At 69.4% G+C, this 25945-nt stretch carries 27 protein-coding genes; 11 read left to right on the top strand and 16 right to left on the bottom strand.

Features of this window, described 5'->3' with window-relative positions; all coding sequences use genetic code 11:
- The first annotated feature begins 22 nt into the window (after window positions 1–22).
- Window positions 23–508, top strand: a complete 486-nt coding sequence (locus MIAR_RS02175) for a Dps family protein (protein WP_285630550.1) — start codon at window positions 23–25, stop codon at window positions 506–508.
- Between the two features lie 50 nt (window positions 509–558).
- Here MIAR_RS02175 and MIAR_RS02170 read toward each other — a convergent pair whose 3' ends face one another.
- The 6 genes from MIAR_RS02170 to MIAR_RS02145 all read right to left on the bottom strand — a co-directional run bounded on the left by MIAR_RS02170 (window position 559) and on the right by MIAR_RS02145 (window position 7029).
- On the bottom strand, window positions 559–2055 hold the full coding sequence (locus MIAR_RS02170) for an amidohydrolase (protein WP_285630547.1): 1497 nt from the start codon (window positions 2053–2055) through the stop codon (window positions 559–561).
- Complete coding sequence (locus MIAR_RS02165) at window positions 2052–2693, bottom strand: FMN-binding negative transcriptional regulator (protein ID WP_285630544.1); 642 nt, start codon at window positions 2691–2693, stop codon at window positions 2052–2054. The genes MIAR_RS02170 and MIAR_RS02165 overlap by 4 nt, the downstream gene beginning before the upstream one ends.
- A gap of 59 nt (window positions 2694–2752) precedes the next feature.
- Window positions 2753–4228, bottom strand: a complete 1476-nt coding sequence (locus MIAR_RS02160) for an alanine/glycine:cation symporter family protein (RefSeq protein WP_285630541.1) — start codon at window positions 4226–4228, stop codon at window positions 2753–2755.
- 90 nt (window positions 4229–4318) lie between these two features.
- On the bottom strand, window positions 4319–5317 hold the full coding sequence (locus tag MIAR_RS02155) for an Fpg/Nei family DNA glycosylase (protein ID WP_285630538.1): 999 nt from the start codon (window positions 5315–5317) through the stop codon (window positions 4319–4321).
- A 1-nt stretch (window position 5318) separates the two neighbouring features.
- Window positions 5319–5804, bottom strand: a complete 486-nt coding sequence (locus tag MIAR_RS02150) for a ribose-5-phosphate isomerase (protein ID WP_285630535.1) — start codon at window positions 5802–5804, stop codon at window positions 5319–5321.
- Window positions 5805–5835: 31 nt separating this feature from the next.
- Window positions 5836–7029, bottom strand: a complete 1194-nt coding sequence (locus MIAR_RS02145; RefSeq protein WP_425561547.1) for a ferrochelatase — start codon at window positions 7027–7029, stop codon at window positions 5836–5838.
- Between the two features lie 134 nt (window positions 7030–7163).
- On the opposite strand from MIAR_RS02145, the gene pepN reads away from it, so the two are divergent.
- The 4 genes from pepN to MIAR_RS02125 all read left to right on the top strand — a co-directional run bounded on the left by pepN (window position 7164) and on the right by MIAR_RS02125 (window position 13010).
- Entirely contained in the window at window positions 7164–9734 is a 2571-nt protein-coding gene (gene pepN / locus MIAR_RS02140) for an aminopeptidase N (RefSeq protein WP_285630533.1), read from the top strand.
- A gap of 72 nt (window positions 9735–9806) precedes the next feature.
- Entirely contained in the window at window positions 9807–10880 is a 1074-nt protein-coding gene (locus MIAR_RS02135) for a mechanosensitive ion channel family protein (protein WP_425561546.1), read from the top strand.
- Window positions 10877–11320 (top strand): globin, encoded by a 444-nt coding sequence (locus tag MIAR_RS02130; RefSeq protein ID WP_285630527.1) that lies wholly within the window; start codon window positions 10877–10879, stop codon window positions 11318–11320. Before MIAR_RS02135 ends, MIAR_RS02130 begins: the two co-directional genes overlap by 4 nt.
- Before the next feature lie 31 nt (window positions 11321–11351).
- The gene (locus MIAR_RS02125) at window positions 11352–13010 is read left to right on the top strand and encodes an FAD-binding dehydrogenase (protein ID WP_285630524.1); all 1659 of its coding nucleotides are present in this window, start codon (window positions 11352–11354) and stop codon (window positions 13008–13010) included.
- Window positions 13011–13065: 55 nt separating this feature from the next.
- Here MIAR_RS02125 and MIAR_RS02120 read toward each other — a convergent pair whose 3' ends face one another.
- The gene (locus MIAR_RS02120; RefSeq protein WP_285630521.1) at window positions 13066–13725 is read right to left on the bottom strand and encodes a DUF8185 domain-containing protein; all 660 of its coding nucleotides are present in this window, start codon (window positions 13723–13725) and stop codon (window positions 13066–13068) included.
- An 18-nt stretch (window positions 13726–13743) separates the two neighbouring features.
- Here MIAR_RS02120 and MIAR_RS02115 point away from each other — a divergent pair, with 18 nt between their 5' ends.
- Window positions 13744–14628 (top strand): acyl-CoA thioesterase, encoded by an 885-nt coding sequence (locus MIAR_RS02115; RefSeq protein ID WP_285630518.1) that lies wholly within the window; start codon window positions 13744–13746, stop codon window positions 14626–14628.
- A gap of 31 nt (window positions 14629–14659) precedes the next feature.
- Here MIAR_RS02115 and MIAR_RS02110 read toward each other — a convergent pair whose 3' ends face one another.
- From MIAR_RS02110 to MIAR_RS02090, 5 genes are all read right to left on the bottom strand, one after another.
- Window positions 14660–15178, bottom strand: a complete 519-nt coding sequence (locus tag MIAR_RS02110; RefSeq protein WP_285630515.1) for an acyl-CoA thioesterase — start codon at window positions 15176–15178, stop codon at window positions 14660–14662.
- Between the two features lie 87 nt (window positions 15179–15265).
- Window positions 15266–16945 carry an energy-dependent translational throttle protein EttA gene (ettA, locus tag MIAR_RS02105; protein WP_285630512.1) on the bottom strand — a complete coding sequence of 560 codons (1680 nt, stop codon included), beginning with the start codon at window positions 16943–16945 and terminating at the stop codon, window positions 15266–15268.
- A gap of 108 nt (window positions 16946–17053) precedes the next feature.
- Window positions 17054–17539 (bottom strand): DUF6993 domain-containing protein, encoded by a 486-nt coding sequence (locus tag MIAR_RS02100; RefSeq protein ID WP_285630509.1) that lies wholly within the window; start codon window positions 17537–17539, stop codon window positions 17054–17056.
- 70 nt (window positions 17540–17609) lie between these two features.
- A complete protein-coding gene (locus tag MIAR_RS02095; protein ID WP_285630506.1) occupies window positions 17610–18131 on the bottom strand; it encodes a single-stranded DNA-binding protein in 522 nt (173 codons plus the stop codon).
- Window positions 18132–18267: 136 nt separating this feature from the next.
- The gene (locus MIAR_RS02090; RefSeq protein ID WP_285630504.1) at window positions 18268–18891 is read right to left on the bottom strand and encodes a LysE family transporter; all 624 of its coding nucleotides are present in this window, start codon (window positions 18889–18891) and stop codon (window positions 18268–18270) included.
- Between the two features lie 68 nt (window positions 18892–18959).
- On the opposite strand from MIAR_RS02090, the gene MIAR_RS02085 reads away from it, so the two are divergent.
- Window positions 18960–19664: a 3'-5' exonuclease gene (locus MIAR_RS02085; protein ID WP_285630501.1), complete on the top strand. Its 705-nt coding sequence runs from the start codon at window positions 18960–18962 to the stop codon at window positions 19662–19664.
- A gap of 59 nt (window positions 19665–19723) precedes the next feature.
- Window positions 19724–20029, top strand: coding sequence for a hypothetical protein (locus tag MIAR_RS02080; RefSeq protein ID WP_285630498.1), 306 nt, complete (start codon window positions 19724–19726; stop codon window positions 20027–20029).
- Between the two features lie 51 nt (window positions 20030–20080).
- Here the strand turns inward: MIAR_RS02080 and MIAR_RS02075 are convergent, their stop codons facing one another.
- From MIAR_RS02075 to glgA, 3 genes are all read right to left on the bottom strand, one after another.
- Complete coding sequence (locus MIAR_RS02075; RefSeq protein WP_285630495.1) at window positions 20081–20341, bottom strand: type B 50S ribosomal protein L31; 261 nt, start codon at window positions 20339–20341, stop codon at window positions 20081–20083.
- Between the two features lie 109 nt (window positions 20342–20450).
- Entirely contained in the window at window positions 20451–21239 is a 789-nt protein-coding gene (locus MIAR_RS02070; protein ID WP_285630492.1) for an ABC transporter ATP-binding protein, read from the bottom strand.
- A gap of 18 nt (window positions 21240–21257) precedes the next feature.
- Window positions 21258–22442, bottom strand: coding sequence for a glycogen synthase (gene glgA, locus MIAR_RS02065; RefSeq protein ID WP_285630490.1), 1185 nt, complete (start codon window positions 22440–22442; stop codon window positions 21258–21260).
- A gap of 46 nt (window positions 22443–22488) precedes the next feature.
- Between glgA and MIAR_RS02060 the strand changes: the two genes are divergently transcribed.
- From MIAR_RS02060 to MIAR_RS02050, 3 genes are all read left to right on the top strand, one after another.
- A complete protein-coding gene (locus tag MIAR_RS02060) occupies window positions 22489–23730 on the top strand; it encodes a glucose-1-phosphate adenylyltransferase (RefSeq protein WP_285630487.1) in 1242 nt (413 codons plus the stop codon).
- A gap of 65 nt (window positions 23731–23795) precedes the next feature.
- On the top strand, window positions 23796–24431 hold the full coding sequence (gene serB, locus MIAR_RS02055) for a phosphoserine phosphatase SerB (protein WP_285630485.1): 636 nt from the start codon (window positions 23796–23798) through the stop codon (window positions 24429–24431).
- A gap of 67 nt (window positions 24432–24498) precedes the next feature.
- Entirely contained in the window at window positions 24499–25185 is a 687-nt protein-coding gene (locus tag MIAR_RS02050) for an alpha/beta fold hydrolase (protein WP_285630483.1), read from the top strand.
- 28 nt (window positions 25186–25213) lie between these two features.
- On the opposite strand, the gene fabG is transcribed toward MIAR_RS02050, so the two are convergent.
- On the bottom strand, window positions 25214–25924 hold the full coding sequence (gene fabG / locus MIAR_RS02045; protein WP_285630481.1) for a 3-oxoacyl-ACP reductase FabG: 711 nt from the start codon (window positions 25922–25924) through the stop codon (window positions 25214–25216).
- Between the last annotated feature and the right edge of the window lie 21 nt (window positions 25925–25945).

Genomic DNA, 25945 nt, shown 5'->3' with positions numbered 1-25945 from the left:
CACAACGCATCCGGAGGATCTCATGAGCAAGGCACAGACCGTTCCCACCACCGCCGTCGACCCGACCGTGGCAGCCGCCGCCGCTCAGTTCCTCTCCCCCGTGGTCCTCGGCCTCGAGGCCCTGACAGTCAACGGCAAGCAGGCGCACTGGCACGTGCGCGGCGCCAACTTCGTGGGAGTCCACGAGCTGCTCGACACGATCGTGGCGCACGCCGGTGACTTCGCCGACACCGCCGCGGAGCGCATCGTCGCCCTCGGCCTGCCGATCGACTCGCGCATCGGCACGGTCGCCGAGAAGGCCGGCGCCACCGCCGTTCCCGCCGGCTTCGCCCAGTCCGACGAGCTCGTCCGCGCGATCATCTCCGACATCGACGCCATCATCGCCGACGTGAAGGCGGCCGTCGACGGCCTCGACGCCGTCGACCTCACCAGCCAGGACGTCGCGATCGAGATCCAGCGCGGCCTCGAGAAGGACCGCTGGTTCCTCGTCTCGCACATCGCGGCCTGACCGAGCGCATCAGAAGTGCCGGAGCGCGAGCTCCGGCACCCTTCTCGCGTTCAGGCGCGGTGCGTGACCCGGCCGCCGAGGACCGTGGCGGCGACCTGCATCGCGGTCAGCTGCCGGCGGTCGGCCGTTCGCGGATCCATCCCGCACAGCGCGAGATCAGCCACCGCTCCCAGCGCGATCACCGCGTCTCCATGACGTCCGCTCGCGCGCAGCGCCGCATCGACCGACACGCGCTCCTCGGGATGCCAGGGCACGCGCTCATCGCCGGTGCGGAACACCGCGGCAGCGATCGTCGCCCACGGATCGAGCACGGCGACGGGAGCGTCGGACCCGAAACGCAGCGGCACGCCCGCGTTCATCAGCGAGGCGAGCGGATAGCCGATCGCCTGCTGCTCGCGCCACAGGTCGTCCGCGAGATCGCGATCGTCCACGGCATGCGCCGGCTGCACGCTCGCCGCGACGCCCAGCCGAGCGAAGCGCGCGAGATCCGCGTGCCGCACCAGCTGCGCGTGCTCGATGGTGCCGCGCGCCTGCGTGTACGTGAAGGCGTCCAGAGCGGATGCGACGGCACGGTCGCCGATGGCGTGCACCGCCACCTCGATACCGGATGCCGTGGCGCGCATGAGCAGCTCGCGCAGCTCGTCCGGTTCCACCGTCAGCACGCCGAAGTTGCCAGGGTCGCCCGCATACGGCTGAGAGCACGCGGCGGTGCGGGTGCCGAGCGAGCCGTCGGTGATGAGCTTGAGCGGGCCGACGTGCACCAGTCCCCCGGTGCCGGCCAGCTCCTCACCGCTGCGCAGCCCCTCGTCGACGGCCCGCTGCAGGCCCTCCTGGTAGAAGGCGAACTCCACCCGGTGGGTGTCGAAGCCGGCATCCGCTCTGCGTCGCCATGCCTCGGCGTTCCACGCCATGTCGAAGTCGACCATGCCCGTGATGCCCCGCGCCGCTGCGCGTTCGGCGGCTGCCTGCACTGCGGCGTCGGCAGTGGCGGCATCCGCGGCGTTCAGTCTGCGCGAGATCTCGAAGGCGTCCTCCTCACGGAGCAGGCCGTCATCGTCCGCGCCGTCGAACCCCTCGCGGCGCAGCGCCGCGGAGTTCAGCCACACGCTGTGCACATCGGCGTTGATGAGATACGCCGACTGCTCGCCGGTCACGCTGTCGAGAAGGGCACGAGTGGGCCGGTCGGGCCACAGCCCGTCGCGGAACCCCGCGCCGACGACGCGCCCGTCGGGCAGCGGCGCGACGCCCGACAGCATCCGAGCCGCCTCGGCCGCGCTCGTCGCGCCGCCGAGCGGCGCGCGCTGCGCGTCGAGCGCCCACTGCACGGTGTGCACGTGGTGGTCCCACAATCCCGGCACCACCCAGGTGCCGTCGCCGTCGAGCACGTCCGCCGTGGCTCGGAGATTGCCCGCCGGGGCGATGTCGGCGATCACGCCGCCGGAGACCAGGATGTCGACGGGTTCGTCTCCGTCCGGCGACGCGAACGGCAGCAGTTCGCGGCCGGCACCGGCGACCCGCACGGACCGGATCAGCAGATCGGCGCTCATCCGCGGTGCGCCAGACGTGCCTCGTGCGCGCGGCGCATCTCCGCCGCCAGGGCCGGCTGCGCGTACTCACCACTGCCGTCGAGCTCGGCGATCACGTTCTCCACGATGCTGTCCGGCTTGTTCTGACTGAGCTTGCGCTTCGCCGAGACCCGCGTGGGAGTCATCCGGAATCCGACCGTGCCCATCTCCAGGGCGTTCACGAACTCCTCGGTGTTCGGCGCCTGCCACATCATGCGCGGCTGCGGCAGCCTGCGCTCGAAATGCGTGACGAGATCGTCGAGGATCCTCAGGTTCTCCTGCGTGTCGACGATCTCCGGGGTGCCGGTGAGATGCACGGCCGTGTAGTTCCAGGTCGGCACCGCCCGGACGTCGCCGTACCAGCTCGGCGAGATGTACCCGTGGGGACCCTGGAAGATCATCAGCAGCTCCCGCTCCCCCAGGTGCAGCACCTGGTCGTCGGGCTTGCCGACGTGGCCGACCACCGTGAGGTCGTCGCGCTCGGGGTCCAGCAGCACGGGATAGTGCGATGCGACCAGCCCGTCGTCACCGGTCGCGACCAGTGTCGCCCAGGGGCTCTGCGAGATGACCCTCCGCAGCTCGGCGATGTCGGTCATGGCGAAGCTCGGGTTCTGGCGCATGGTTCCAGATTAGGACCGATGGGGCGGGCGGGGCCGTCGTGCCTCGCCCGCCCCACCGGCTACCTCGCCTTGACGACCGGGACCGCCTGAGTCTTCCAGTCCTCGAAACCCGCATCGCCCGCCATGAAGGCGTTGACCTCATCGGTCGTCGCGGTGAGCTTCGGATCGTTCGTCAGGTACTTCTTGGTCTCGCGGGCGACCAGGCCCGAGAGCACCAGCAGGCCGATCAGGTTCGGCAGCGCCATCAGTCCGTTCATGACGTCGGAGAACGCCCACACCACGCCGAGCTCGGTCGTGCACCCGACGAACACCACCAGCGAGAAGATGATCCGGTAGGGCATGATCGCCTTCACCCCGACCAGCCGCTCCAGGCTGCGCTCTCCGTAGTACGACCAGCCGAGGATCGTGGAGCCGGCGAACAGCACCAGGCCGATGGTCACGATGTAGTGGCCCCATTCGCCCGGCAGTCCGTGCGAGAAGGCCTCGCCGGTCATGAGCGCGGGACTGATCTGCTTGCCCTCATCGTCCACTGCGTTCCAGGTGCCGGTGGTGATGATCACAAGACCCGTGCAGGTGACGACGATGATCGTGTCGATGAAGGTCTGCGTCATCGACACGAGCCCCTGACGGACCGGGTGGCTGGTCTTGGCCGCAGCCGCCGCGATGGCCGCCGAGCCCATGCCGGACTCGTTGGAGAAGATGCCGCGGGCGACGCCCATCTGCACGGCGACGATGATGAGCGAGCCCGCGAAGCCGCCCACGGCGCTGGTGCCGGTGAACGCCTCGCTGAAGATCTGCGCGAAGGCCGCCGGGACACCGGCGATGTTGGCGATCAGGATGTAGATCGCACCCAGCACGTAGAAGATGATCATGACGGGCACGAGACCGGCCGTGACGCGGCCGATCGACTTGATGCCGCCGACCAGAACGAGCAGCGCGAAGACGGTGAGCACGAGACCGGTGACCCAGGTCGGCACGTTGAAGCTGTTCTCCAGGTTCGCGGAGATCGAGTTGCCCTGGGTCATGTTGCCGATGCCGAAGCAGGCGATCACCGCGGAGATCGCGAAGAAGATCGCGAGGAACTTGCCGAACCCGTTCTTGATGCCGCGCTCGAGATAGTACTGCGGCCCGCCGGACTTCTCGCCGGCGGCATCCGTCGTGCGGAAGCGCACGCCCAGGAACGCCTCGGAGTACTTCGACGCCATACCGAGCAGGCCGGTGACCCACATCCAGAACAGTGCGCCGGGTCCGCCGATGCCGATGGCGGTCGCGACGCCCACGATGTTCCCGGTGCCCACCGTCGCCGCCAGCGCCGTCGTCAGCGCTTGGAACTGCGAGATGTCACCGTCGGAGTCGGGGTCCTTGCGGGTGAACAGGCCCAGCCGCAGGGCTGCGCCGAGCTTGAGGAACTGGATGCCGCCGAGGCGGATCGTGAGGTAGAGCCCGGTTCCGAGCAGCAGCGGGATGAGGACCCACGGCCCCCAGATCCATGAGCTGACGTTCTCCAGAACGGCCTGCAGGCCGGATAGGTCCATGACTTCTCCTGTCGTGCGTCGTTGCGAAGGGATTCGGCCATCCTATTCACAGCCCGCACTCAGGTTCCAATATCCCGGCGTGTCAGCACATCAGCGCTGGCAGAACGGGCACCAGTACAGCTTGCGGGCACCGAGCTCCTCCAGCGCGATCTCGGTCCCGCAGACCCGGCACGGCAGCCCGGCGCGGCGGTACACCCAGTGCCGGTCGTCCCGGCTGGCCATGGCGGCCCGGTACTGCTCGGGCGAGAGGTCGTCCATGGTCATCATCTGGCCGGTCTCCACGCCGATCGCGAGCAGCCGAACCCAGTCGCGCCACAGCTGCCGCACGACCTCCTCCGGGACGTCGCGTCCCGGAGTGTGCGGATTGAGGCGCGCGCGGAACAGCATCTCGGCACGGTACACGTTGCCGATCCCGCTGACGACCGACTGATCCATCAGCAGCAGCGCGATGGCCGTGGGCTTGCGCCGCACGATGCGGACGAACCGCTCCTCGCCCTCGGCGGGGTCGCCCACGAGCGGGTCAGGGCCCAGCTTCGCGACGGTTGCCAGCATCTCGTCCGGCGTCTGCAGCGCGCACGCAGTGGGACCGCGCAGGTCGGCGCAGGTGGCATCCGTCAGCAGGCGCAGCCGCACCTGGCCGACCACCGGCGGCGGCCACTCGGCGTCCTCGTCAGCGAGCCCCTTGGTCTGCTCAGACATGCGCACGTGCACGCGGGTCTTCCGCGGAGCGCCGATCGAGGTGAGCGAGTTCTCCCCCGCGTCGTCGAGGATCACGCCGTCCAGATCGGTGCCGCGCTGGTTGGTCTGCCCCATCCGCCCGTTGGCGGATGCGATGGTGGGGTCGACGAGGATCTCGCCGGCGAAGTCCCACGCGCCGTACAGCCCGAGATGGACCCTCAGCCAGGTGTCGCCCTCGAACTCGAGGAACATCTGCTTGCCCACCGCCATGGCCTGCAGCATCTCGCGACCCTCGAGCACCGCCGCGCCCTCGGCGAAGCGACCCTGCGGGCTGGACGCGTGCACCGGGAGCCCGACGAAGTTGCGCGCGAACTGGCGCGCGATGCGGTGGACGGAGTGACCCTCGGGCATGTCAGGCGCGCGGATCGGGCAGAAGGGCGCCGGAGATCTCGAAGTCGGCGATCTGGGCGATGCGCCGCGCGTGGCGCTCCTCGCCCGAGAACGGCGTGCCGATGAAGGTGTCGATGAACGAGGTGACCTCGTCGAAGGTGTGCTGGCGCGCACCGATCGAGATGACGTTGGCATCGTTGTGCTCGCGGGCGAGCTCCGCGGTGGAGGTGTTCCACACCAGCGCCGCACGGATGCCCTGCACCTTGTTCGCAGCGATCTGCTCGCCGTTGCCGGAGCCCCCGAACACCACGCCCAGCGCCTCGATTCCGGCGGTCTGGTCGGCGATCACGGCCTGCGCGGCACGGATGCAGAACGCCGGGTAGTCGTCGAGCGCGTCGTACTCCACCGGTCCGTGATCGGTCACGTCGTGCCCTGCGGCACGCAGATGCTCCTGCAGGCGGGTGGAGAAGTCGAGACCGGCGTGATCGGTGGCGATGTGGATGCGCATGGCGCCCATCCTACTTTCCGGTCCGCTCCGCTCAGGGCAGGATGCCGGCGGCGGCCGGCTTGAATCCGGCCCGCACGTTCTCGCAGCATCCGGGACGGCAGACGTCGAACGAACCGCCCACCGAGGCCACCCGCGCGCGGTCGGCGTTCGGGCGTCCCTCCAGACGCTCCTGGATGAGGTCGACGATCCCGGCCACGAACGCCGGCGACACGCCCGGGGTGGGCGTCCGCGTGAATCGCAGGCCGGCCTGCTCGGCGGCCTCCTTCGCCTCGGTGTCCAGGTCCCAGAGCACCTCCATGTGGTCGCTCATGAATCCGACCGGCACGACCGCCACGGCCTGCCTGCCGCGTCCGGCAAGCTCGCCGATCACGTCGCACACGTCGGGCTCGAGCCAGGGCTGCGAGGCGGGGCCGGAGCGGGACTGGTAGACGAGCTCCCAGGGCACGTCCGCCGCGGCCGGGAGCAGCTGCGCGACACGATCCATCACCCAGGCGGCGACGGACTCGTGCTGCGCGGCGTAGGCGCCGCCCGGGCCGAAGTCGATGTCCCGGGGGCCGGAGCGCTCGGCATCCGCCGTCGGGATGCTGTGCGTGGAGAACAGCACCTGCACGGCGTCGGCGGGGATGCCCTCGGCGAGGAATGCGGCGACGGCGTCGTGCACACCCTCGACGAACGCCTGCACGAAGCCCGGGTGGTCGTAGAACGGCCGGATCTTGTCGATGGTGACGACCCCGTCGTACTCCGTGCCGTCCAGTACGCGCGCGAAGTCCTCGCGGTACTGCCGGCAGCTGGAGAACGAGCTGTAGGCACTGGTCGCGAACGCCAGGAGGGTGGTGTCGCCGTGCCCGGCGGCCTCCGCCACGGCGTCCTCCAGATACGGCGCCCAGTTGCGATTGCCCCAGTACACGGGCAGGTCGATCGAGCGCGCTTCCAGCTCGGCCTCGAGCGCGGCCTTCAGTGCGCGGTTCTGTCCGTTGATCGGGCTGACCCCGCCGAAATGACGGTAATGGTGCGCGACCTCCTCGAGGCGCTCGTCCGGGATGCCCCGTCCGCGGGTCACGTTGCGCAGGAACGGGATGACCTCGTCCTGCCCCTCGGGTCCGCCGAATCCGGCCAGGAGGATCGCGTCGTACGCGACAGGCTGCTCGATGAACGGTTCACCCCCGGATGCTGCGGAAGAGGCGTGCAGAACGACATCCGTTGCTTCAGGGATCACGCCCTCCATCCTTCCACTCCCGGCTATGAGCCAGCGCGGAGTCGCTTGCCCGAGACGTCGCCTGGCGTAGGCTGTCAGGGTTGCCGTCGGCGCCAGCAGTGCCGACGAGGGACGACACCCCCTCACCACTGGGAGAAACAGCTGTGCCTGGAGAGAACCTCACCCGTACCGAAGCGCAGGAGCGCCGCGCCGTCATCGACACGCAGTCCTACCAGGTCTCGCTCGACCTGACCAAGGGCGCGGAGGTGTTCGGATCGCGCAGCGTCGTGCGCTTCACCGCCACCCCCGGCGGCGCGACCTTCATCGATCTGATCGCGAAGGAGGTACGGGAGATCTCGCTCAACGGCGAGCAGATCGACCCGAGCGAGGCCTTCGCCGACTCGCGCATCGCGCTGAGCGGGCTGCAGGCCGAGAACGTGCTCATCGTCGACGCCGACTGCCTGTACACGAACTCCGGCGAGGGCCTGCACCGTTTCGTCGACCCGGTCGACGGCGAGGTCTACCTCTACTCGCAGTTCGAGGTGCCCGACTCGCGGCGCATGTTCGCCGTGTTCGAGCAGCCCGATCTGAAGGCCACCTTCCAGTTCACGGTCACCGCGCCCGCCGCGTGGAAGGTCGTGTCGAACTCGCCCACCCCCGAGCCGATCGTGCACGATGCGTCGACGGACTCCGGCGCCCAGCAGACCGCGACCTGGGGCTTCGAGCCCACGCCGCGGATCTCCTCGTACATCACGGCCCTGATCGCGGGTCCGTACGAGGCCACCTTCTCCGAGCTCACCAGTGCATCGGGCCGGGTCATCCCGCTCGGCGTCTACGGCCGCAAGAGCCTGTGGGCGCACTTGGACGCCGACTACATCTTCGACAAGACGCGCGAGGGCTTCGCGTACTTCGAGTCGAAGTTCGGCGTGCCCTACCCGTTCGCCAAGTACGACCAGCTCTTCGTGCCGGAGTTCAACGCCGGCGCCATGGAGAACGCGGGCGCGGTCACGTTCACCGAGACCTACGTGTTCCGCAGCAAGGTGACGGATGCCGTCAAGGAGCGCCGCGTCGTCACGATCCTGCACGAGCTCGCGCACATGTGGTTCGGCGACCTGGTCACCATGAAGTGGTGGAACGACCTGTGGCTGAACGAGTCGTTCGCCGAGTGGGCGTCCACGATCGCCACCGCCGAGGCCACCGAGTGGACCGAGGCCTGGACGACCTTCGCCGCCATGGAGAAGACCTGGGCTTACCGCCAGGACCAGCTCCCGTCCACGCATCCGATCGTCGCCGAGATCAACGACCTCGAGGACGTGCAGGTCAACTTCGACGGCATCACCTACGCCAAGGGCGGTTCGGTGCTCAAGCAGCTCGCCGCCTGGGTGGGCATCGAGGCGTTCTTCGCCGGTGTCTCGCAGTACTTCCAGAAGCACGCCTGGGGCAACACCGAGCTCAGCGACCTGCTCACCGAGCTCGAGGCCACCAGCGGCCGTGAGCTGAGCACCTGGGCGAAGAAGTGGCTGGAGACCGCGGGCGTCAACACCCTCGCGCCGGTCATCGCCGAGGACGCAGCCGGGGTCATCACCCGCTTCGCCGTCACGCAGACCGCTCCCGCCGACTACCCGACGATCCGCCCGCACCGCCTGGGCATCGGCTTCTACAACCTCGACGGCGAGGCGCTCGTGCGCACGCACTACGTCGAGGTCGACATCGACGGCGACCGCACGGAGATCCCGGAGCTGCAGGGCCTGCCGCGCCCCGACATGGTGCTCCTGAACGACAAGGACCTCGCCTACGCGAAGATCCGGCTCGACGACCGGTCGCTGGCCACCGCGGTCGAGCACCTCTCCGACATCAGCGACCCGCTGGCGCGCTCGCTCGTCTGGGGTGCCGCGTGGGATCAGACGCGTGACGCCGAGAGCCCGGCATCCGCCTACATCGACCTCGTGCTCGGCAACATCGGGCGCGAGACCGAGTCGACCACGGTGCGCACCACGCTCTCGCAGCTGCTGCTGGCCGCCTCCAGCTACGTGACCCCCGAGAACCGCACCGCGGCGCGGGAGAAGGTGGCCGACGCCCTGTGGGCGCTCGCGCAGCAGGCCGAGTCGGGCAGCGACAGCCAGCTCCAGCTGGTGACGGCGTTCGCGAACGTCCTGGTCACCCCCGAGCACGCCGGCATCGTCGGTCGCCTGCGCTCCGGCGAGGAGACGCTGCCGGGCCTGGACATCGACGCGGACCTGTCGTGGCAGCTGCTGAACGGCCTGGCTGCGATCGGGGCGACGGATGCCGCCGCGATCGACGCCGCGCTGGCCGCAGACAACACGTCCAAGGGCGCGGAGTTCGCCGCGCAGGCGCGCGCCGCGCTGCCGACCGCGGAGGCGAAGCAGGCGGCCTGGTCGTCGCTGATCGACAACGCCGACCTTCCGAACACGATCGTCCGCTCGGCGGCACTCGGTTTCGTGCACCCCTCGGGTGTCGGGGTGCTCGGCGACTTCATCCCGAAGTACTTCGACATGCTCGTGCCCATCTGGGAGGGACGCACCTACCAGATCGCCGACTACCTGGTCGTGGGCCTGTACCCGCGGTCGCTGGCCAGCGTCGAGCTGCGCGACGCGACGCGCGCGTGGCTGTCGTCGCACCAGGACGCGTCCCCCGCGCTGCGCCGTCTGGTGCACGAGAACCTCGCCGACGTCGAGCGGGCGCTGGCCGCGCAGTCCCGGGACGCCGAGGACTGATCCGCACCGCCCACTCCGCGAGAAGGCCTCGGCGCACCCAGTGTGCGCCGAGGCCTTCTCGGTAACATCGAGATGATGAATCTCCACCTCGCAGCCGATCCCCTGGCAGCCGCTGCCGACCCGACGACCTGGGACAAGATCCTCGCGTGGTTGGGCGAAGCCGGTTGGAACGCGATCGCCGTCGCGATCATCATCGCGTCCTGTGTACTCGCGGCGTTCGTGCTGCGCCTCGTCATCCGTCGGGTCGTCAAGCGCATCGTGGACAGCGCCAAGAGCAAGGCAAGGGTCGACGACACCCAGGCTCTGGAGCGCTCCCCCCTCGCGGACATGCGGCTCGTGCAGCGCACGCGCACGCTCGGCACCATCCTGCAGAACATCGTCAACGTGATCCTGGTGATCGTGGCCATCGTGCTGACGGTCAACCAGCTCAACAAAGACCTGCTCGGCTCTCTGACGCTCCTCACCGCCGCGGTGGGTGCGGGCCTCGGTTTCGGCGCGCAGAACATCGTCAAGGACGTGCTGAACGGCCTCTTCCTCGTCGCCGAGGATCAGATCGGCATCGGCGACGTCGTGGATCTGGGCCTGGCATCCGGTGTGGTCGAGTACGTCAGCGTGCGCATCACCCAGGTGCGCGACGTGAACGGCACGCTCTGGTACGTGCGCAACGGCGAGGTGACGCGCATCGGCAACATGTCGCAGGGCTGGGCCCGCGCGATCATCGATCTCGGCGTGCAGCCGGACGCGGATCTCGAGATCGTCGAGTCCACGATGCTGGAGACCGCGCAGGGGCTCGCCAAGGACCCGAAGTGGCGCACGCGCATCATCGAGCGTCCGGAGGTCTGGGGCCTGGAGTCCGTCACCGGCGACGCGCTGGTCGTGCGCGTGGTCGTGAAGACGCGTGCCAACGCCATGGACGACGTCGCGCAGGAGCTGAGGGCGCGTCTGCGCCAGGCGCTGACGGAGAAGGACGTGCTCGTGCCCAGCCTGGCATCCGTCACCCTCTCCGGGCTGGAAGGTGCACGACGTGTGCGCGGCGCCAATCCGCCCAAGACCCGCCCGAACGCGATCACGGGCGTGCCCCCGGTCGCCGAGCGCGGAGTCTGGCGTCGCAAGAAGACCGGCGACAAGGAAGGCGACGCCAAATGACGTTCTACGACGAGATCGGCGGTCACGCCACCTTCCAGCGCATCGTCGAGGTGTTCTACCGCGAGGTGGCAGTGGATCCGGTGATGCGCCCGATGTATCCAGAGGACGACCTCGGGCCTGCCGCCGAGCGGCTGACGATGTTCCTGGAGCAGTACTGGGGCGGACCCGGCACGTACAGCGAACGCCGCGGACACCCGCGGTTGCGCATGCGGCACGTGCCGTTCCACGTCAACCCGGATGCCCGTGACCGCTGGCTCGCGCACATGCGCACCGCCCTCGACGAGGCGCAGCTCTCCGCCCTGCACGACGCGACGTTCTGGGACTACCTGCAGCGCGCCGCGCACTCGCTCGTGAACACGTTCGAGGACTCCCCCGAGCCTCCTCCGACGACGATCGGTCCCACGCAGGAGCGCCGTCCCGATCTCGGCCTGACCTCGTAACCTCCCCCTCACCGACGACGAAGGAGTCGCCATGGCATCCCGCACCCACCACACGGACGTGCTCGTCATCGGCTGGGGCCTGTCCGGCCTGGTCGCCGCCGCGGAGGCGCTGGAGGCCGGCAGACGGGTGACCGTCATCGATCAGGAACCGCGCTCGAACCTGGGTGGACAGGCCTGGTGGTCCTTCGGCGGGCTGTTCCTCGTCGACTCCCCCGAACAGCGCCGGATGGGCATCCGCGACTCCCTCGAGCTCGCCACCCAGGACTGGTTCGGCAATGCCGGGTTCGACAGGCCGGAGGACGAGTGGCCGCGCCGCTGGGCGTCCGCCTACCTGGAGTTCGCCGCCGGCGAGAAGCGCAGCTGGCTGCGCGAACGCGGTGTCGGCTTCTTCCCCGTCGTGGGCTGGGCCGAGCGGGGAGGCGGCGGCGCGATCGGTCCAGGCAACTCCGTGCCGCGCTTCCACATCACCTGGGGCACCGGCCCCGGCATCGTCGCGCCCTTCGCCGCGGCCCTGGAGCGCGCTGAAACGGAGGGGCGTGCGACGATCCTTCCGCGCCACAGAGTGACGAGCCTGATCGTCGAGGACGGCACGGTGGCAGGGGCGACCGGCGACGTCCTCGCCGACGAGCTGACCGCGCGCGGCGTCCCCTCATCGCGGGAGCGCTCCGGGGAGTTCGAGATCCGCGCGGATGCCGTGATCGTCGCATCCGGAGGCATCGGCGGCAACCACGATCTCGTGCGCGCGGCCTGGCCGGACCGGCTGGGCACGCCGCCGGAGCATATGCTCACGGGTGTCCCCGCCTACGTCGACGGCTCCATGCACGCCGTCTCCGAGCAGGCAGGGGCGCACCTGATCAACGGCGACCGGATGTGGCACTACGTGGAGGGAATCGAGAACTGGGATCCGGTGTGGCCGAGTCATGGCATCCGCATCCTCCCCGGCCCCTCGTCGCTGTGGCTGGACGCGACCGGCACGCGCCTGCCGGTGCCGCTGTACCCCGGGTTCGACACGCTCGGCACCCTCGCACACCTGCGCACCACCGGGCACGACCACTCCTGGTTCATCACCTCGCTCAAGATCGTGGAGAAGGAGTTCGCGCTCTCCGGCAGTGAGCAGAACCCCGACCTCACCGGCAAGGACGTCGGCCTGCTGGTGAAGTCGCGGCTCGCGAAGGGTCCCACCGGTCCGGTGCAGTCGTTCCTGGATGAGGGCGCCGACTTCGTCGTCGAGAACGATCTGGAATCGCTCCTGACGCAGATGAAGCGGATGCCGGGAGGAGAGTCCCTCGACATGGATCGGGCTCGCCAGGAGGTCCTCGCGCGCGACCGCGAGATCGGTAACGACTTCACCAAGGACGCCCAGATCGCCATGCTGCGATCGATGCGGTCGTACCGCGGCGACAGGCTGATCCGCACCGCTCCCCCGCATCGACTGCAGGATCCGGCGGCTGGGCCCATGATCGCGGTCAAGCTGCACGTGCTGACCCGCAAATCGCTGGGCGGCATCCAGACCGATCTGGACGGCCGCGCGCTGGCTGCCGACGGCACGCCGATCCCCGGGCTGTTCGCCGCCGGGGAGGCGAGCGGATTCGGCGGGGGCGGCGTGCACGGATACCGTGCGCTGGAGGGCACGTTCCTGGGCGGGTGCCTGTTCTCCGGGCGTCAGGCGGGACGCGCGGCGAGCCGCTGACCTGCTCGCTCGGGATCGCCGGCCGCGTTCAACGGGCTCGGCATCCCCTGCCGGGTCAGTGACCGGTCTCCCGCACCGCCGTGAGTCCGGTCACCGCCGGACCGCGGCTGAGCACGTGACCCCGCGCGAAAGCGAGACGAGTCCATCGCCCTGACCGCGTGACGCGCACCTGCTCTGCGCCGCTGATGAACCCGAAGGCGTGCGCGGCGAAGGCGACACCACGCGGCAGCCCGTGCAGATCCTCGTCGGGCTCGCCCCAGATGCGGGCGCGGAGCGCCCGCACGGCGTCCTCCCCCGCGCCGTCGGGACTTCCGTGCGCGACAGCGGAGATCCCCCACAGCGCGCGTTCGGCGATCAGCCCGGCCGAGAGATCCGCCACATGCTCCCATCCGCCCCGCGGCGGGGCGATGCCCGCCCAGGCCGGGGACAGCGCCGTGTCCGGAAGCGCGAGCTCATCGGGATTCCGCCCCTCCTTCAGCGAGTCCACGACCAGGTCGCAGCTCAACTCGGGATCGGCGTGCACGATCCGCATCGCCAGGATCGTGGGCGTCTGATCGAACAGCCCCTGCGGGGCGAGCGCGGCGGAGGTGACGGCGAGCACGCCACCCGTCGCCTGCAGGCGGACGCCGTCGGCCCCTGCCTTCGAGGCGCGCCCGGAGAAGGTCAGCACGTCGCGGGCGGTGTCGGCGTCGGCGAGAACGAGAGGTCTGGTCACTCCTTCTAAACTAGTCGCGTGAGCACCCAGGAGAACGCCCGTCGGTCCGTCAACCAGCTCCTCCAGGTGCTCGATCTCGACGCCTCCGAGGCCCGCACCACCGAGGACATCTTCACCGGCGTCTCGCACGCGATGCCGACCGGCCGCGTGTACGGAGGTCAGGTGCTCTCGCAGTCGCTGGTCGCCGCCGAGCGGACGCTTCCGGAGGACCGGATCGTGCACTCCATGCACGGCTACTTCCTGCGCCCCGGCGATGCCACCCAGGGGATCACGTTCGCCGTCGACCGGATCCACGACGGCCGGTCCTTCTCCACGCGCCGCGTGCAGGCCTTCCAGGGCGGTGTGCCGATCTTCTCGATGATCTCGTCGTTCCAGGACGAGGATCCCGGCGTCGACCACGCCGAGCCGTTCCCCGAGGACATCCCCGAACCGGAGTCGCTGCCCTCTGACGACGAACTCATCGGCGCCGTGCATCCGCTCACGGGACGACTGCTGGCCGATCGCCCGGCCGACATCCGCCACGTGACCGGTCCGCTGTTCCTCGAAGTGGCCGGTGAGCACGTGCCGCAGCAGGCGGTCTGGATGCGGATGCGGGCGCCGATGCCCGACGATCCCCGCGTGCACCGGGCGGCGCTCGCGTATCTCAGCGACATGACGATCCAGGAGTCCATCCTGCGTCGCCACGGCATCACCTGGCAGACGCCGGGGCTGAAGGTCGCGAGCCTCGACCACGCGATGTGGTGGCACCGCTTCGGCCGAGTGGACGAGTGGATGCTGTACGTGCAGAACTCCCCCAACGCCCGCGGCGGCCGCGGCCTCGCGCAGGGCCGGGTCTACACCCGCGACGGCGTGCTGATGGCCACCGTCGCGCAGGAGATCATGGTGCGGGTTCCGGAGCTCTGACTCCGGGCAGCGCCTCGTCGGGAGCGCGCGCTCAGTGCCGCCGGTACTCCAGCGGCACGCCGACCAGCGGCTCCCACGCCGAGCGCATCTCGGGCGTGAGCCGCACCGGTCGACCCGACGCGGCGTCCACGAGCACGATCACGGTCGTGGCGCGTGCGTACAGCACGTCCGACTCGGCTGCGGCATCCGGTCGCACCTCGTAGCAGACCTCGATGCTGGACCCGCCGAGCTTGCCGAACCACATCTGGATGTCCAGCGGATGCCGCTGGTACGGCACCGGCGCCAGGTACTCGATCTCCTGGCGCGCGATGAGGGTGAGCAGGCCGTAGGACAGCCCGGAGTCCAGGATCGCCGTGGGAGGGGCCACCTCGCCGGGCGCGGGCTTCCAGAAGGCGCGCACGCGCGCCTCCTCCAGCAGCTTCAGCATCGCCGTGTTGTTGACGTGGTTGAACGCGTCCAGGTCGCCCCAGCGCAGCTGGATGGGGATGTGCAGACGCCCGTCGTCCAGAATGCGTTCGACGGGCACCTGCGCGCTCTCGCGGGCGGTCATGCACTTCTCGAATCGTTGATGGCGAGAGGGCCCCACGCCCCCGAGGCTCGGGGCAGCGCGGAGCGCTGTCCCGAGTGGGGCGAGGGATCAGTCACGGTGGAGCTTGCGGTGCGTGGTGCGGTGCGGGCGCGCCGCCTCCAGCCCCATCCGATCGATCTTGTTCTTCTCGTACGCCTCGAAGTTGCCCTCGAACCAGTGCCACTGGGACGGGTTCTCGTCGGTGCCCTCGTAGGCGAGGATGTGCGTGGCGATGCGGTCCAGGAACCACCGGTCGTGCGTGATGACCACGGCGCAGCCGGGGAACTCCAGCAGGGCGTTCTCCAGCGAGCTCAGCGTCTCCACGTCGAGGTCGTTGGTGGGCTCGTCGAGGAGCAGCAGGTTGCCGCCCTCCTTCAGCGTCAGAGCCAGGTTGAGACGGTTGCGCTCACCACCGGAGAGCACGCCGGCCTTCTTCTGCTGGTCCGGGCCCTTGAAGCCGAACTTCGACACGTAGGCGCGCGAGGGGATCTCGATCTTGCCGACGGTGATGAAGTCGAGGCCGTCGGAGACGACCTCCCACAGCGTCTTGTTGGGGTCGATGTTGGCACGCGTCTGGTCGACGTAGCTGATCTTGACGGTCTCGCCGACCTTCAGGTCGCCACCGTCGAGCGGCTCCAGCCCGACGATGGTCTTGAACAGCGTCGTCTTTCCGACGCCGTTGGGGCCGATCACGCCGACGATGCCGTTCGGCGGCAGGCTGAAGCTCAGCCCGTCGATCAGCATCCGGTCGCCGAAGCCCTTCTGCAGGTTCTTCGCCTCGATGACGATGTTTCCGAGGCGCGGACCCGCGGGGATCTGGATCTCCTCGAAGTCGAGCTTCCTGGTCCGCTCGGCCTCGGCGGCCATCTCCTCGTAGCGCGCCAGACGCGCCTTGGACTTGGTCTGCCGGCCCTTGGCGCTGGAGCGCACCCACTCGAGCTCGTCCTTCAGCCGCTTGGCGAGCTTGGCGTCCTTCTTGCCCTGGATGTCGAGGCGCTCGGCCTTCTGCTCCAGGTAGGTGGAGTAGTTGCCCTCGTAGCCGAGCAGGCGACCGCGGTCGACCTCGGCGATCCACTCCGCGACGTGGTCGAGGAAGTACCGGTCGTGCGTGACGGCGATCACGGCGCCCTTGTAGTCCTTCAGGTGCTGCTCGAGCCACAGCACGCTCTCGGCGTCGAGGTGGTTGGTGGGCTCGTCGAGAAGAAGCAGATCGGGCTTCTGCAGCAGCAGCTTGGCCAGTGCGACGCGGCGCTTCTCTCCACCGGAGAGCGGTGCGATCTCGGCATCCGCCGGCGGCGTCCGCAGCGCGTCCATGGCCTGCTCGAGCTGCGAGTCGAGGTCCCAGCCGTCGGCAGCGTCGATCTCCTCCTGCAGCACGCCCATCTCGGCGAGCAGCGCATCGAAGTCGGCGTCGGGGTCGGCCATCAGGGCCGAGATCTCGTTGAAGCGATCGAGCTTGGGCTTGATCGCCACGCCGTCCTGGATGTTCTCCAGCACGGTCTTGGACTCGTCGAGCTCCGGCTCCTGCATGAGGATGCCCACCGAGAAGCCCGGCGTCAGCTTGGCCTCGCCGTTCGACGGGGTGTCGAGACCCGCCATGATCTTCAGGATGGTCGACTTTCCGGCGCCGTTGGGGCCGACCATACCGATCTTCGCTCCGGGGAGGAACGCCATGGTGACGTCGTCGAGGATGAGCTTGTCGCCCACCGCCTTGCGGGCTCGCACCATGGAATAGATGTACTCGGCCACGAAGCAGCTCTCCTTCAGTCAGCGGGCACGCGGAACGGCTCCGGGGAGCCGACACACCAGCCTACCCGTCTTCACCGGTGCGCTTCGCGACCGGCCTGTCAGCGGCCGTCACCAGTCGATCGGCCGCGTTCGTCCCACGAGGCACCGGCCGCCGGCGAGCTGCGGCATGACCGCCGTCACCGGCTCGCCCGTCGACGTTCCCACCTGTCCGATCAGGCACTCCTCGTCGCCCCAGGCGACCGAGAACTGCAGGCTCTCCGCCGCGCGACCGACGGTGCTCTGATCGGCGGTGACCTGCATCCGATCCTTCGGGAAGCCGGCGGCGACGAGTGCGTCGACGTACTCACGGCCCCGAGCGCGGTCATCGGAACCCCAGACCTTCGCGGTCACCGCGGTGAACAGCGCCAGGTTGTCCGTCGCCGTCCCGTCCGGGACGAGCACCGGCGCCTCCGCCGCAGATGCCGACGGCGAGGGGACTGCGGAGGAGGCCGCAGGGTCCGGCTTCTCAGCCGGAGCCGAACAGGACGCGAGAGCCGCCGCGATGAGCGTCGCTCCGGCGATCGACGCCACCGCCCGGATGCGGGGAGCGGACACGGAAGACCCTCGAAGCACGCTCAGAAGTCTAGGCGCAGCACCGAGGGCCATCCGTCGACGCGCTCAGTCCTCACGTGAAGGCGGGCTCCTTGGATGCTTCGTCCTCGGCGAGGCTCTCCAGCCCTGCGATCCGCCACGTGTCGCCCTCGTCCGCGCTGGGCGCATCGTCCGATGGAGCGTCGGCATCGGAGGGCTGCGGGGCCCGCGCAGGTTCCGTCGTCGCGCGCTGGCGCCGCACGAAGGCACTGGTCCCCCAGTTCAGGTCGTGCCCGATGGCGTCTGCCGTGATCTCCGCCTCCCGGCCCTTCTTCCCGTCGCCGGCCTCCCAGTCCCGGATCCGCAGACGCCCCACCACGATGACGGGATCGCCGCGGTGCAACGAGGCCTTCACGTGCTCGGCGATGTTGCCGAACGCGGAGACGTTGTACCAGCTGGTCGGGCTCTCGACCCATTCGCCGGTGCGCTGATCGATGTAGTTGTGCGACGTGCCGACCCGGAAGTTGATCACCGCCTTGCCGTTGCGGGTCTCGTTCTTCGTGGGATCGTTGCCGACGTTCCCGGCGATCACGATGGTGTCGTTCCTGATGCTCATGTCCTGCTCCTGTGTTGCCGGGTCGAACCCGGGTGAGAAACAGGGTGCATCGCGGCATCCGACGCCCGGAGGCCGATTCCCGACGCCCGTGGAGAACTTCCCGGGAACGCCGTCTGTGCAGGAAGACCGTGATGCGTCAGTGCACGAACAGCAGCAGACCGGCGACGGCGATGAACAGCGAGCCGAAGATGCTGTTCAGGATCCGCTGCCCGCGGGCATCCCTCGTGAAGCGGCGGAACGGCTTCGCGGCGGCGGCGAAGAAGAACCACATCACGAGCACGTCCACGACGATCACCGTGCCGATCAGGGTCAGGTACTGCGGCAGCGGGTCCTGATCGAGCCGGATGAACTGCGGCACGAACGCCAGGAAGAACACGATCGCCTTGGGGTTGAGGAGGTTCACCCAGAAACCGCGCCGGAAGATCGACCAGGCGTGCTCACGGGACCGCGATGCCGTCGCCATCGTGTCCGCCTGAGGTTTCGCGAGGATCAGGCGGATGCCGAGGTAGACCAGGTACGCGGCGCCCGCATAGCGGATGATGTCGAACAGCAGCTGCGACTGCGACACCAGCAGGCCCACACCCGCGGCGACGATGACCACATGCACGACGAGGGCCGCCTGCTGGCCGAGGACGCCCCACAGCGAGCGTCGCCAGCCCTGCGTGAGCGCGTTGCTCATGGTGTTGATCGCGCCTGCCCCCGGCGTGAAGCTGATCACCACGCAGGCCAGCAGCAGCGAGAGCCACACAGTCCAGGTCACCTGCACAGTGTAGGGGCATCCCGGCGGGCCGCCGGACGGATGTCGGCGCCCCGTCCTACGGTGAGGCCATGACCTCGACGACGCTCCCGAACTGGCTGACCCGAGTGGGCGTGTTCGACCTCGAGACGACCGGTGTCGACGTCACCACCGATCGCATCGTCACGGCGCACGTGGGTGTGCTCGACCGGCACGGAAGGGAGATCGCGGCGAGGGACTGGCTCGCCGACCCGGGCATCCCCATCCCCGACGGCGCCGCGGCCGTGCACGGCATCAGCACCGAGCACGCCAGGAGGCACGGCCGGCCGGCGAGCGAGGTCGTCGCGGAGATCAGCAACGCCCTCCGGGTGCTCTTCGCGCAGGGTATGCCGATCGTGGCATACAACGCCTCCTACGACTTCTCGCTGCTCGCGCACGAGGCGGCACGTCACGGCATCCCGGTGCTGATCGATCCGCAGCCGGTCATCGACCCGCTCGTGATCGACAAGGCCTACGACCGCTACCGGCCCGGTAAGCGCACACTGAGCGTGGTGGCCGAGCACTACGCCGTTCCGCTCGACGATGCGCACGAGGCCTCCGCGGACGCCGTGGCGGCCGGCCGCGTCGCGCTGGCCCTCGCGAAGGAGTTCGCCCTCCCCGGCACCGCGGCCGAGCTCCACACCCAGCAGATCGGCTGGGCGCGCGATCAGGCCGAGAGCCTGACGGAGTACTTCATCAAGGTCGGGCGGCTCGACCCGGCGGAGGCGCTGGACGGCAGCTGGCCCGTCCGGGGCTGAGGCTCGAGATCAGCCCTGAGGCGGATGCGCGGCCGCCGTGCAGCACATAGCGTGAGGGCATGGCCTCACCAGTCGACGCGATCCTCGCATGGAGCATCATCCTGCTCCTGATCACGTTGCCGGTTCTGCTCGGCGGCGTCGTCCTGGTGGTCGTCTACGCCTCCAAGCCCCTCGAGCAGAAGTACCTCGTCAGCGGAGGCGGAGTTCCGGGCGGCTACGCGAGCGGTCTCGAGGCGGTCTTCGCGCCGACAGCCCACGAGGCAGGAGTCGAACTCGATCGGATGACCAAGCGCACGGCTCCCGCGCCGGTGGCCGGCGATCCCCCATGGGCGATCGACGGGGACCGCATCCGGATCGACGTCTGAGTCCGGAGAACGACGAAGGCCCCGCCGGAGCGGGGCCTTCGAGGAATCTGCTTACTTCTGGGCGGAGCCGCCGAAGTTCTTGAAGCGCTGGTTGAACTTCTCGACGCGACCGGCCGAGTCCATGATGCGCTGCTTGCCCGTGTAGAACGGGTGCGACGCGGAGGAGATCTCGACGTCGACGACGGGGTACTCGACGCCGTCGAGCTCGATCGTCTTGTCGCTGGTGACCGTCGAACGGGTCAGGAAGGTCTCGCCCGAGCCGAGGTCGCGGAAAACGACGGCCTGGTAGTCGGGGTGGATGTCAGTCTTCATGGGATTCCTTACGTGGTGCCCTGGATTCTGCCAGGAGCGAGGGAAGTCTGCGGTGCGATTGCACCAAGGGTCTACTTTAGCACCCCTCGACGGGTCTCCGCGGCCGTGCTCAGGCGCTCACGGCGCGGGCCGCGTAGCGGCCGCCCTCGGCGCTCAGCGAGATCGGCATGCCGAACGCCTCGGACAGCGCCTCCGCGGTCAGCGTCTCCGCGATCGGCCCCTGTGCGACGATGCCGCCCTCACGCAGCAACATGACGTGCGTGAAGCCCACCGGGATCTCCTCGACGTGGTGGGTGACCATGATCATGGCCGGAGTGGTCGGCGATGCGGCGTAACCGCTCAGCAGCTGGAGCAGCTCCTCGCGGGAGCCGAGGTCGAGGCTCGCGGTCGGCTCGTCGAGCAGCAGCAGCTCGGGGTCGGTCATCACCGCACGGGCGATCTGGACACGCTTCTGCTCTCCGTCGCTGAGCGTGCCGAAGAGCCTCTCGGAGAGGTGTTCGAGCTTCCAGTCGGCCAGCACGCGGCGGGCACGCCGCTCGTCGATGCCCTCATAGTCCTCGTTCCAGCGGCCCATCACCGAGTACGCCGCCGTCATCACGGTGTTCAGCACGGTCTCGTCGCGAGGGATGCGGCGGGCCATCGCCGTCGACGCGAAGCCGATCCGAGGACGGATCTCGAACACGTCCGTGCGGCCCAGGGTCTCCCCCAGGATCGTCACCGTTCCGGACGTCGGGTGCATCAGCGTGTCGGCGAGCTGCAGCAGGGTCGTCTTGCCCGCACCGTTCGGGCCGAGCACCACCCAGCGCTGATCCTCGGAGACCTGCCAGGTGACGTGATCGACGATGTCGCGACCGTCACGGCGCACGACGACATCGGTGAAATCCAGGGCGCTCGACATGACGCCCAGCCTATCGGCTCAGGCGGTCAGCTCCTCGTACAGCGCGCGGGTGGTGTCGGCGATCGCGCCCCAGCTGAACTCTGTTCGAGCACGCTCGCGCCCGGCAGCGCCGTACTCCGCGGCACGCTCGGGATCACCCGTGACCTCCGTCAGCGCGGCGGCGAGGTCGGAGACGAACTGCTCGGGGTCCACGGGCGTGCCTGTGCCGTCCTGCAGCTGCTCGATCGGCACGATCCTGCCCGTGACGCCGTCCGCGACCACCTCCGGGATGCCACCGGTGCGCGTGCCGACCACGGCCGCTCCGCACGCCATGGCCTCGAGGTTGACGATGCCCAGCGGCTCGTACACGGACGGGCACACGAACGTCGTGGCCGCGGTCAGGATCGCGGACAGCTCGTCACGCGGCAGCATCCGCTCGATCCAGATCACGCCCTGTCTGGTCTGCTGCAGCAGCCGCACCAGCTCCTGCACCTCGGCCATGATCTCCGGCGTGTCCGGCGCGCCCGCGCACAGAACCAGCTGCACCTCGGGCGGCAGCAGCTGCGCGGCCCGCAGCAGGTAGGGCAGGCCCTTCTGCCGTGTGATGCGTCCCACGAAGACGACGGACGGGCGGGCGGGGTCCATGCCGATGCTCGCCAGGAACTCCGGGTTCTCGACCGGCCGCCAGCGCTCCACGTCGATGCCGTTGTGGATCACCCGCACGCGCGCCGGGTCCACCTGGGGATAGCTGCGCAGGATGTCGGCGCGCATTCCCGCGCTCACCGCCACGATCGCGGCGGCGTTCTCGTAGGCGAGCTTCTCGATGCCGCTCGAGACCGCGTACCCGCCGCCGAGCTGCTCGGCCTTCCAGGGACGAAGCGGCTCGAGGCTGTGCGCGGTGAGCACGTGAGGGATGCCGTGCAGCTGCGAGGCGAGGTGGCCGGCGAAGTTCGCGTACCAGGTGTGACTGTGCACGACATCCGCCCCGGCGACGTCGCCGACCATCACGAGGTCCGTGCCGAGCGTCTGCACGGCGGCGTTGGCGCCGGCGAGCTCCACGGGGGTGCGGTACGCATGCGTACCGGGTTCATCCCGATCGGATCCGAACGCGCGGACCTGGACGTCGATGCTGCTGCGCAGCGCGGCGACGAGCTCTGCGACGTGCACACCGGCGCCGCCGTAGATCTCCGGCGGATATTCCTTGGTGATGATGTCGACTCGCATGACTGCACGGTAGTACATCCGCCGCTCCGGGCTCTATGGTGGTCCCATGTCGGCACCCAAGAAGGTTTTCGGGATCATCCTCGCCGGCGGCGAGGGCAAGCGTCTGATGCCCCTGACGGCGGATCGGGCCAAACCGGCGGTGCCGTTCGGCGGGCAGTATCGGCTCATCGACTTCGCCATATCGAACCTGATCAACTCCGGCCTGCGGCAGGTCGTCGTGCTGACGCAGTACAAGTCCCACAGCCTCGACCGGCACGTCTCGCAGAACTGGCGGATGTCCGCCCTGCTCGATTCGTACGTCACGTCGGTGCCCGCCCAGCAGCGACTCGGCAAGCGCTGGTTCTCCGGGTCTGCGGATGCCATCCTGCAGAGCCTGAACCTCATCCTGGATGAGAAGCCGGACATCGTCGTCGTCATCGGCGCCGACCACGTGTACCGGATGGACTTCCAGCAGATGGTGGACGCGCACATCGCGTCCGGCGCGTCCGCCACGGTCGCAGGCATCCGCCAGCCGCTGGCCCTGGCGTCGCAGTTCGGCGTGATCGACGCCGACCCCGAGACGGGGCGCATCCGGGAGTTCCTGGAGAAGCCGACGGACCCGACCGGCCTCGCCGACTCGCCCAACGAGGTGCTGGTGTCGATGGGCAACTACGTCTTCGACACCGACGCTCTCATCGCGGCGGTGGAGGCCGACGGCGAGTCCGCCAGCTCCGGGCACGACATGGGCGGCGACATCGTGCCCTACTTCGTCGAACGCGGCGAGGCCGGCTACTACGACATGAAGCAGAACGACGTCCCGGGCTCCTCGCCGCGCGACCGCTCGTACTGGCGGGACGTGGGAACGATCGACTCCTACTTCGACGCGCACATGGATCTCATCTCCACCCTGCCGATCTTCAACCTGTACAACACCGCCTGGCCCATCCGGACCCAGACCGTGAACACGCCGCCGGCGAAGTTCGTGCGCGACGCGGTGGGACGCATCGGCAACACGATCGACTCCATCGTGTCGGCGGGCTCCGTGCTCTCGGGCACGCACCTGGAGCGCAGCGTGGTGGGCGTGGGCAGCCTGGCATCCGGCGGATCGACGATCACCGACTCCGTGCTGCTGGACGGCGTGCTCGTCGGAGCCGGCGCCCGCGTGCACAGGGCCGTGCTCGACAAGAACGTCGTGCTGGAGGACGGCGCGACGGTCGGCGTGGATCGCGAGCGCGATCTGGAGCGCGGCTTCACCATCACCGACTCCGGGATCACCGTGGTCGGGAAGGGCATCCGCATCGCGCGCTGATCGGCGGATGCCGCTGAACCGACATCCGGGCGTCGACGACCTCGGCCGGCCGATACGCTCGAGCGGTGACCACCGCGCGCTTCCTCGTCGTCCTCGATGCCGATTCCACCCTGATCCGCAACGAGGTGATCGAACTGCTCGCCGACGAGGCCGGACGTCGCGCCGAAGTGCAGGCGGCCACGGAGGCGGCTATGCGCGGCGAGGTGGACTTCGCGACGAGCCTGCGCTCCCGGGTGGCGGCGCTGAAGGGCGTCCCGACGGATGCCTTCGATCGGGTTCGGGCGCGCATCGAGCCCACTCCCGGGGTACGCGACCTGACCGCGGCGGTGCATGAGCGGGGCGGCATCGTGGGCGTCGTCTCGGGCGGGTTCCACGAGATCCTCGACCACGTGGCGCCCGAGCTGGGCGTGGACCGCTGGCGGGCCAATCGCCTCGCGACCGCGGACGGAGAGCTCGTCGGCGAGGTCGACGGCGCGATCGTCGACGCGAAAGCGAAGGCCGACTCGCTGAAGCAGTGGGCTGCGGAGCTGGGCGTCGCGCCGCACGCCACCATCGCGATCGGCGACGGGGCGAACGATCTGCTGATGATGAGCGCGGCGGGTCTCGGGATCGCCTTCAACGCCAAGCCGGCGGTGCGCGCCGCGGCCGCGCTGGTGGTGGGCCCTCAGGATCTGTCCGAGGTCGTCCCGCTGCTTCCCTGATCCCCGGGACAGACCGGTTCGAGGTTCGCACTCGACGATGTCGGTGGCCCTGCCTACGGTGGATGCCATGGACGTCATCCTTGTTCCCGGTCTCTGGCTCGATGCCGCATCGTGGGATGCGGTGCTGCCCGCGCTGCGCGAGGCAGGCCATCGCGTGCATCCGCTGACCATGCCCGGCGTCGGTGAACCGGCCTCCGAGATCGGCATCGCCGACTGGGTCGCCGCCGTCGCCTCCCGGGTCGACGAATTCGACGCACCGGTCGCGCTCGTGGGGCATTCCGGCGGCGGCAACGTGGTGTGGGGCGCGACGGATGCCAGACCCGATCGGATCGCACGCGTCGTGTTCGTCGACAGCGTCCCGCCGGCACCCGGTCGCGGCATCAGCGAGTTCGAGGTGGTCGACGGCGTCGTGCCGTTCCCCGGCTGGGATCACTTCCCGGACGAGGACGTGTACGACCTCGACGACGCCACCAGGGCGCGCACCGCTCCCCTGGCGCTGAGCGTCCCTGCACGGGTTCCGACCGATCCGATCGACCTGACCGACCCTCGCCGGTTCACGGTTCCCGTCACACTGCTGATGGGTGGTCTCGACCAGGCCTCCTTCGAGAAGGCGATCAGCGAGTGGGGACCGTACGCCGAGGAGTTCGGCGCGATCGAGGACACCGAGGTCGTCAAGCTCGGAACCGGCCACTGGCCGCAGTTCTCCAAGCCCGACGTCCTCGCTCAGGAGATCGTCGCGGCGCTCGACCGCTGAGACCGTGAGCCGATGACCGGCGCGGCGGTCAGTGCCCCATGCCCAGGCCGCCGTCAACGGGGATGACGGCGCCGGAGATGTAACCGGAGTCATCGCCCGCGAGCCACACGACGGCGCTCGCGACCTCGTCGGGCGTGGCGAACCGGCCGGCGGGGATGCTGGCCTTGTACTGCTTCTGCGTCTCCTCGGGCAGCTCCGCGGTCATGTCGGTCTCGATGAACCCGGGCGCCACGACGTTCGCGGTGATGCCCCGACCTCCGAGCTCACGGGTCAGCGAGCGGGCGAAGCCGACCAGTGCGCTCTTCGACGCGGCGTAGTTCGTCTGCCCGGCCGAACCGTACAGGCCGACCACGCTGGAGATGAGGATGACGCGACCGAACCGGGCGCGCAGCATGCCCTTCGAGGCGCGCTTGACGACGCGGAACGAGCCGCCGAGGTTCGTCGACACGACGCTGTCGAAGTCGTCCTCGCTCATGCGCATGAGCAGGGTGTCCTTCGTGATGCCGGCGTTCGCGACCACGACCTCCACCGGGCCGAGCTTCTGCTCCACCTCGGCGAACGCGGCATCGACCGCCGCGGCATCCGTGACATCCGCACGCACGGTGAGCGTGCCCTCCGGGCCCTCGCCGCTGCGCGCGGTCACCGCGACGCGGTACCCGTCGCGGACGAAGCGCTCGGCGATGGCGCGGCCGATGCCGCGGTTTCCGCCGGTGACGAGGACGACGCGGTCCGTGCTCATGGTGGGCTCCTGCCTGTCGGG

This window comes from Microbacterium arabinogalactanolyticum (assembly GCF_030268005.1).
Lineage (GTDB): Bacteria > Actinomycetota > Actinomycetes > Actinomycetales > Microbacteriaceae > Microbacterium > Microbacterium arabinogalactanolyticum.
The sequence above is the reverse complement of the archived record's forward strand: the minus strand, read 5'-3'. Positions and strand labels throughout refer to the sequence as shown.

Bases quoted from the DNA above. Each gene is read 5' to 3' on its own strand.
- MIAR_RS02135 (WP_425561546.1), top strand. From the start codon at position 9,807: ATGATGAATCTCCACCTCGCAGCCGATCCCCTGGCAGCCGCTGCCGAC.
- MIAR_RS02075 (WP_285630495.1), bottom strand. From the start codon at position 20,341: ATGAAGACTGACATCCACCCCGACTACCAGGCCGTCGTTTTCCGCGAC.
- MIAR_RS02080 (WP_285630498.1), top strand. From the start codon at position 19,724: ATGGCCTCACCAGTCGACGCGATCCTCGCATGGAGCATCATCCTGCTC.
- MIAR_RS02050 (WP_285630483.1), top strand. From the start codon at position 24,499: ATGGACGTCATCCTTGTTCCCGGTCTCTGGCTCGATGCCGCATCGTGG.
- MIAR_RS02170 (WP_285630547.1), bottom strand. From the start codon at position 2,055: ATGAGCGCCGATCTGCTGATCCGGTCCGTGCGGGTCGCCGGTGCCGGC.
- MIAR_RS02165 (WP_285630544.1), bottom strand. From the start codon at position 2,693: ATGCGCCAGAACCCGAGCTTCGCCATGACCGACATCGCCGAGCTGCGG.
- MIAR_RS02155 (WP_285630538.1), bottom strand. From the start codon at position 5,317: ATGCCCGAGGGTCACTCCGTCCACCGCATCGCGCGCCAGTTCGCGCGC.
- glgA (WP_285630490.1), bottom strand. From the start codon at position 22,442: ATGCGAGTCGACATCATCACCAAGGAATATCCGCCGGAGATCTACGGC.
- MIAR_RS02145 (WP_425561547.1), bottom strand. From the start codon at position 7,029: ATGGAGGGCGTGATCCCTGAAGCAACGGATGTCGTTCTGCACGCCTCT.
- MIAR_RS02175 (WP_285630550.1), top strand. From the start codon at position 23: ATGAGCAAGGCACAGACCGTTCCCACCACCGCCGTCGACCCGACCGTG.
- MIAR_RS02150 (WP_285630535.1), bottom strand. From the start codon at position 5,804: ATGCGCATCCACATCGCCACCGATCACGCCGGTCTCGACTTCTCCACC.
- MIAR_RS02110 (WP_285630515.1), bottom strand. From the start codon at position 15,178: ATGACCGCCCGCGAGAGCGCGCAGGTGCCCGTCGAACGCATTCTGGAC.
- MIAR_RS02060 (WP_285630487.1), top strand. From the start codon at position 22,489: ATGTCGGCACCCAAGAAGGTTTTCGGGATCATCCTCGCCGGCGGCGAG.
- fabG (WP_285630481.1), bottom strand. From the start codon at position 25,924: ATGAGCACGGACCGCGTCGTCCTCGTCACCGGCGGAAACCGCGGCATC.
- MIAR_RS02070 (WP_285630492.1), bottom strand. From the start codon at position 21,239: ATGTCGAGCGCCCTGGATTTCACCGATGTCGTCGTGCGCCGTGACGGT.
- MIAR_RS02125 (WP_285630524.1), top strand. From the start codon at position 11,352: ATGGCATCCCGCACCCACCACACGGACGTGCTCGTCATCGGCTGGGGC.
- MIAR_RS02085 (WP_285630501.1), top strand. From the start codon at position 18,960: ATGACCTCGACGACGCTCCCGAACTGGCTGACCCGAGTGGGCGTGTTC.
- MIAR_RS02130 (WP_285630527.1), top strand. From the start codon at position 10,877: ATGACGTTCTACGACGAGATCGGCGGTCACGCCACCTTCCAGCGCATC.
- MIAR_RS02095 (WP_285630506.1), bottom strand. From the start codon at position 18,131: ATGAGCATCAGGAACGACACCATCGTGATCGCCGGGAACGTCGGCAAC.
- MIAR_RS02160 (WP_285630541.1), bottom strand. From the start codon at position 4,228: ATGGACCTATCCGGCCTGCAGGCCGTTCTGGAGAACGTCAGCTCATGG.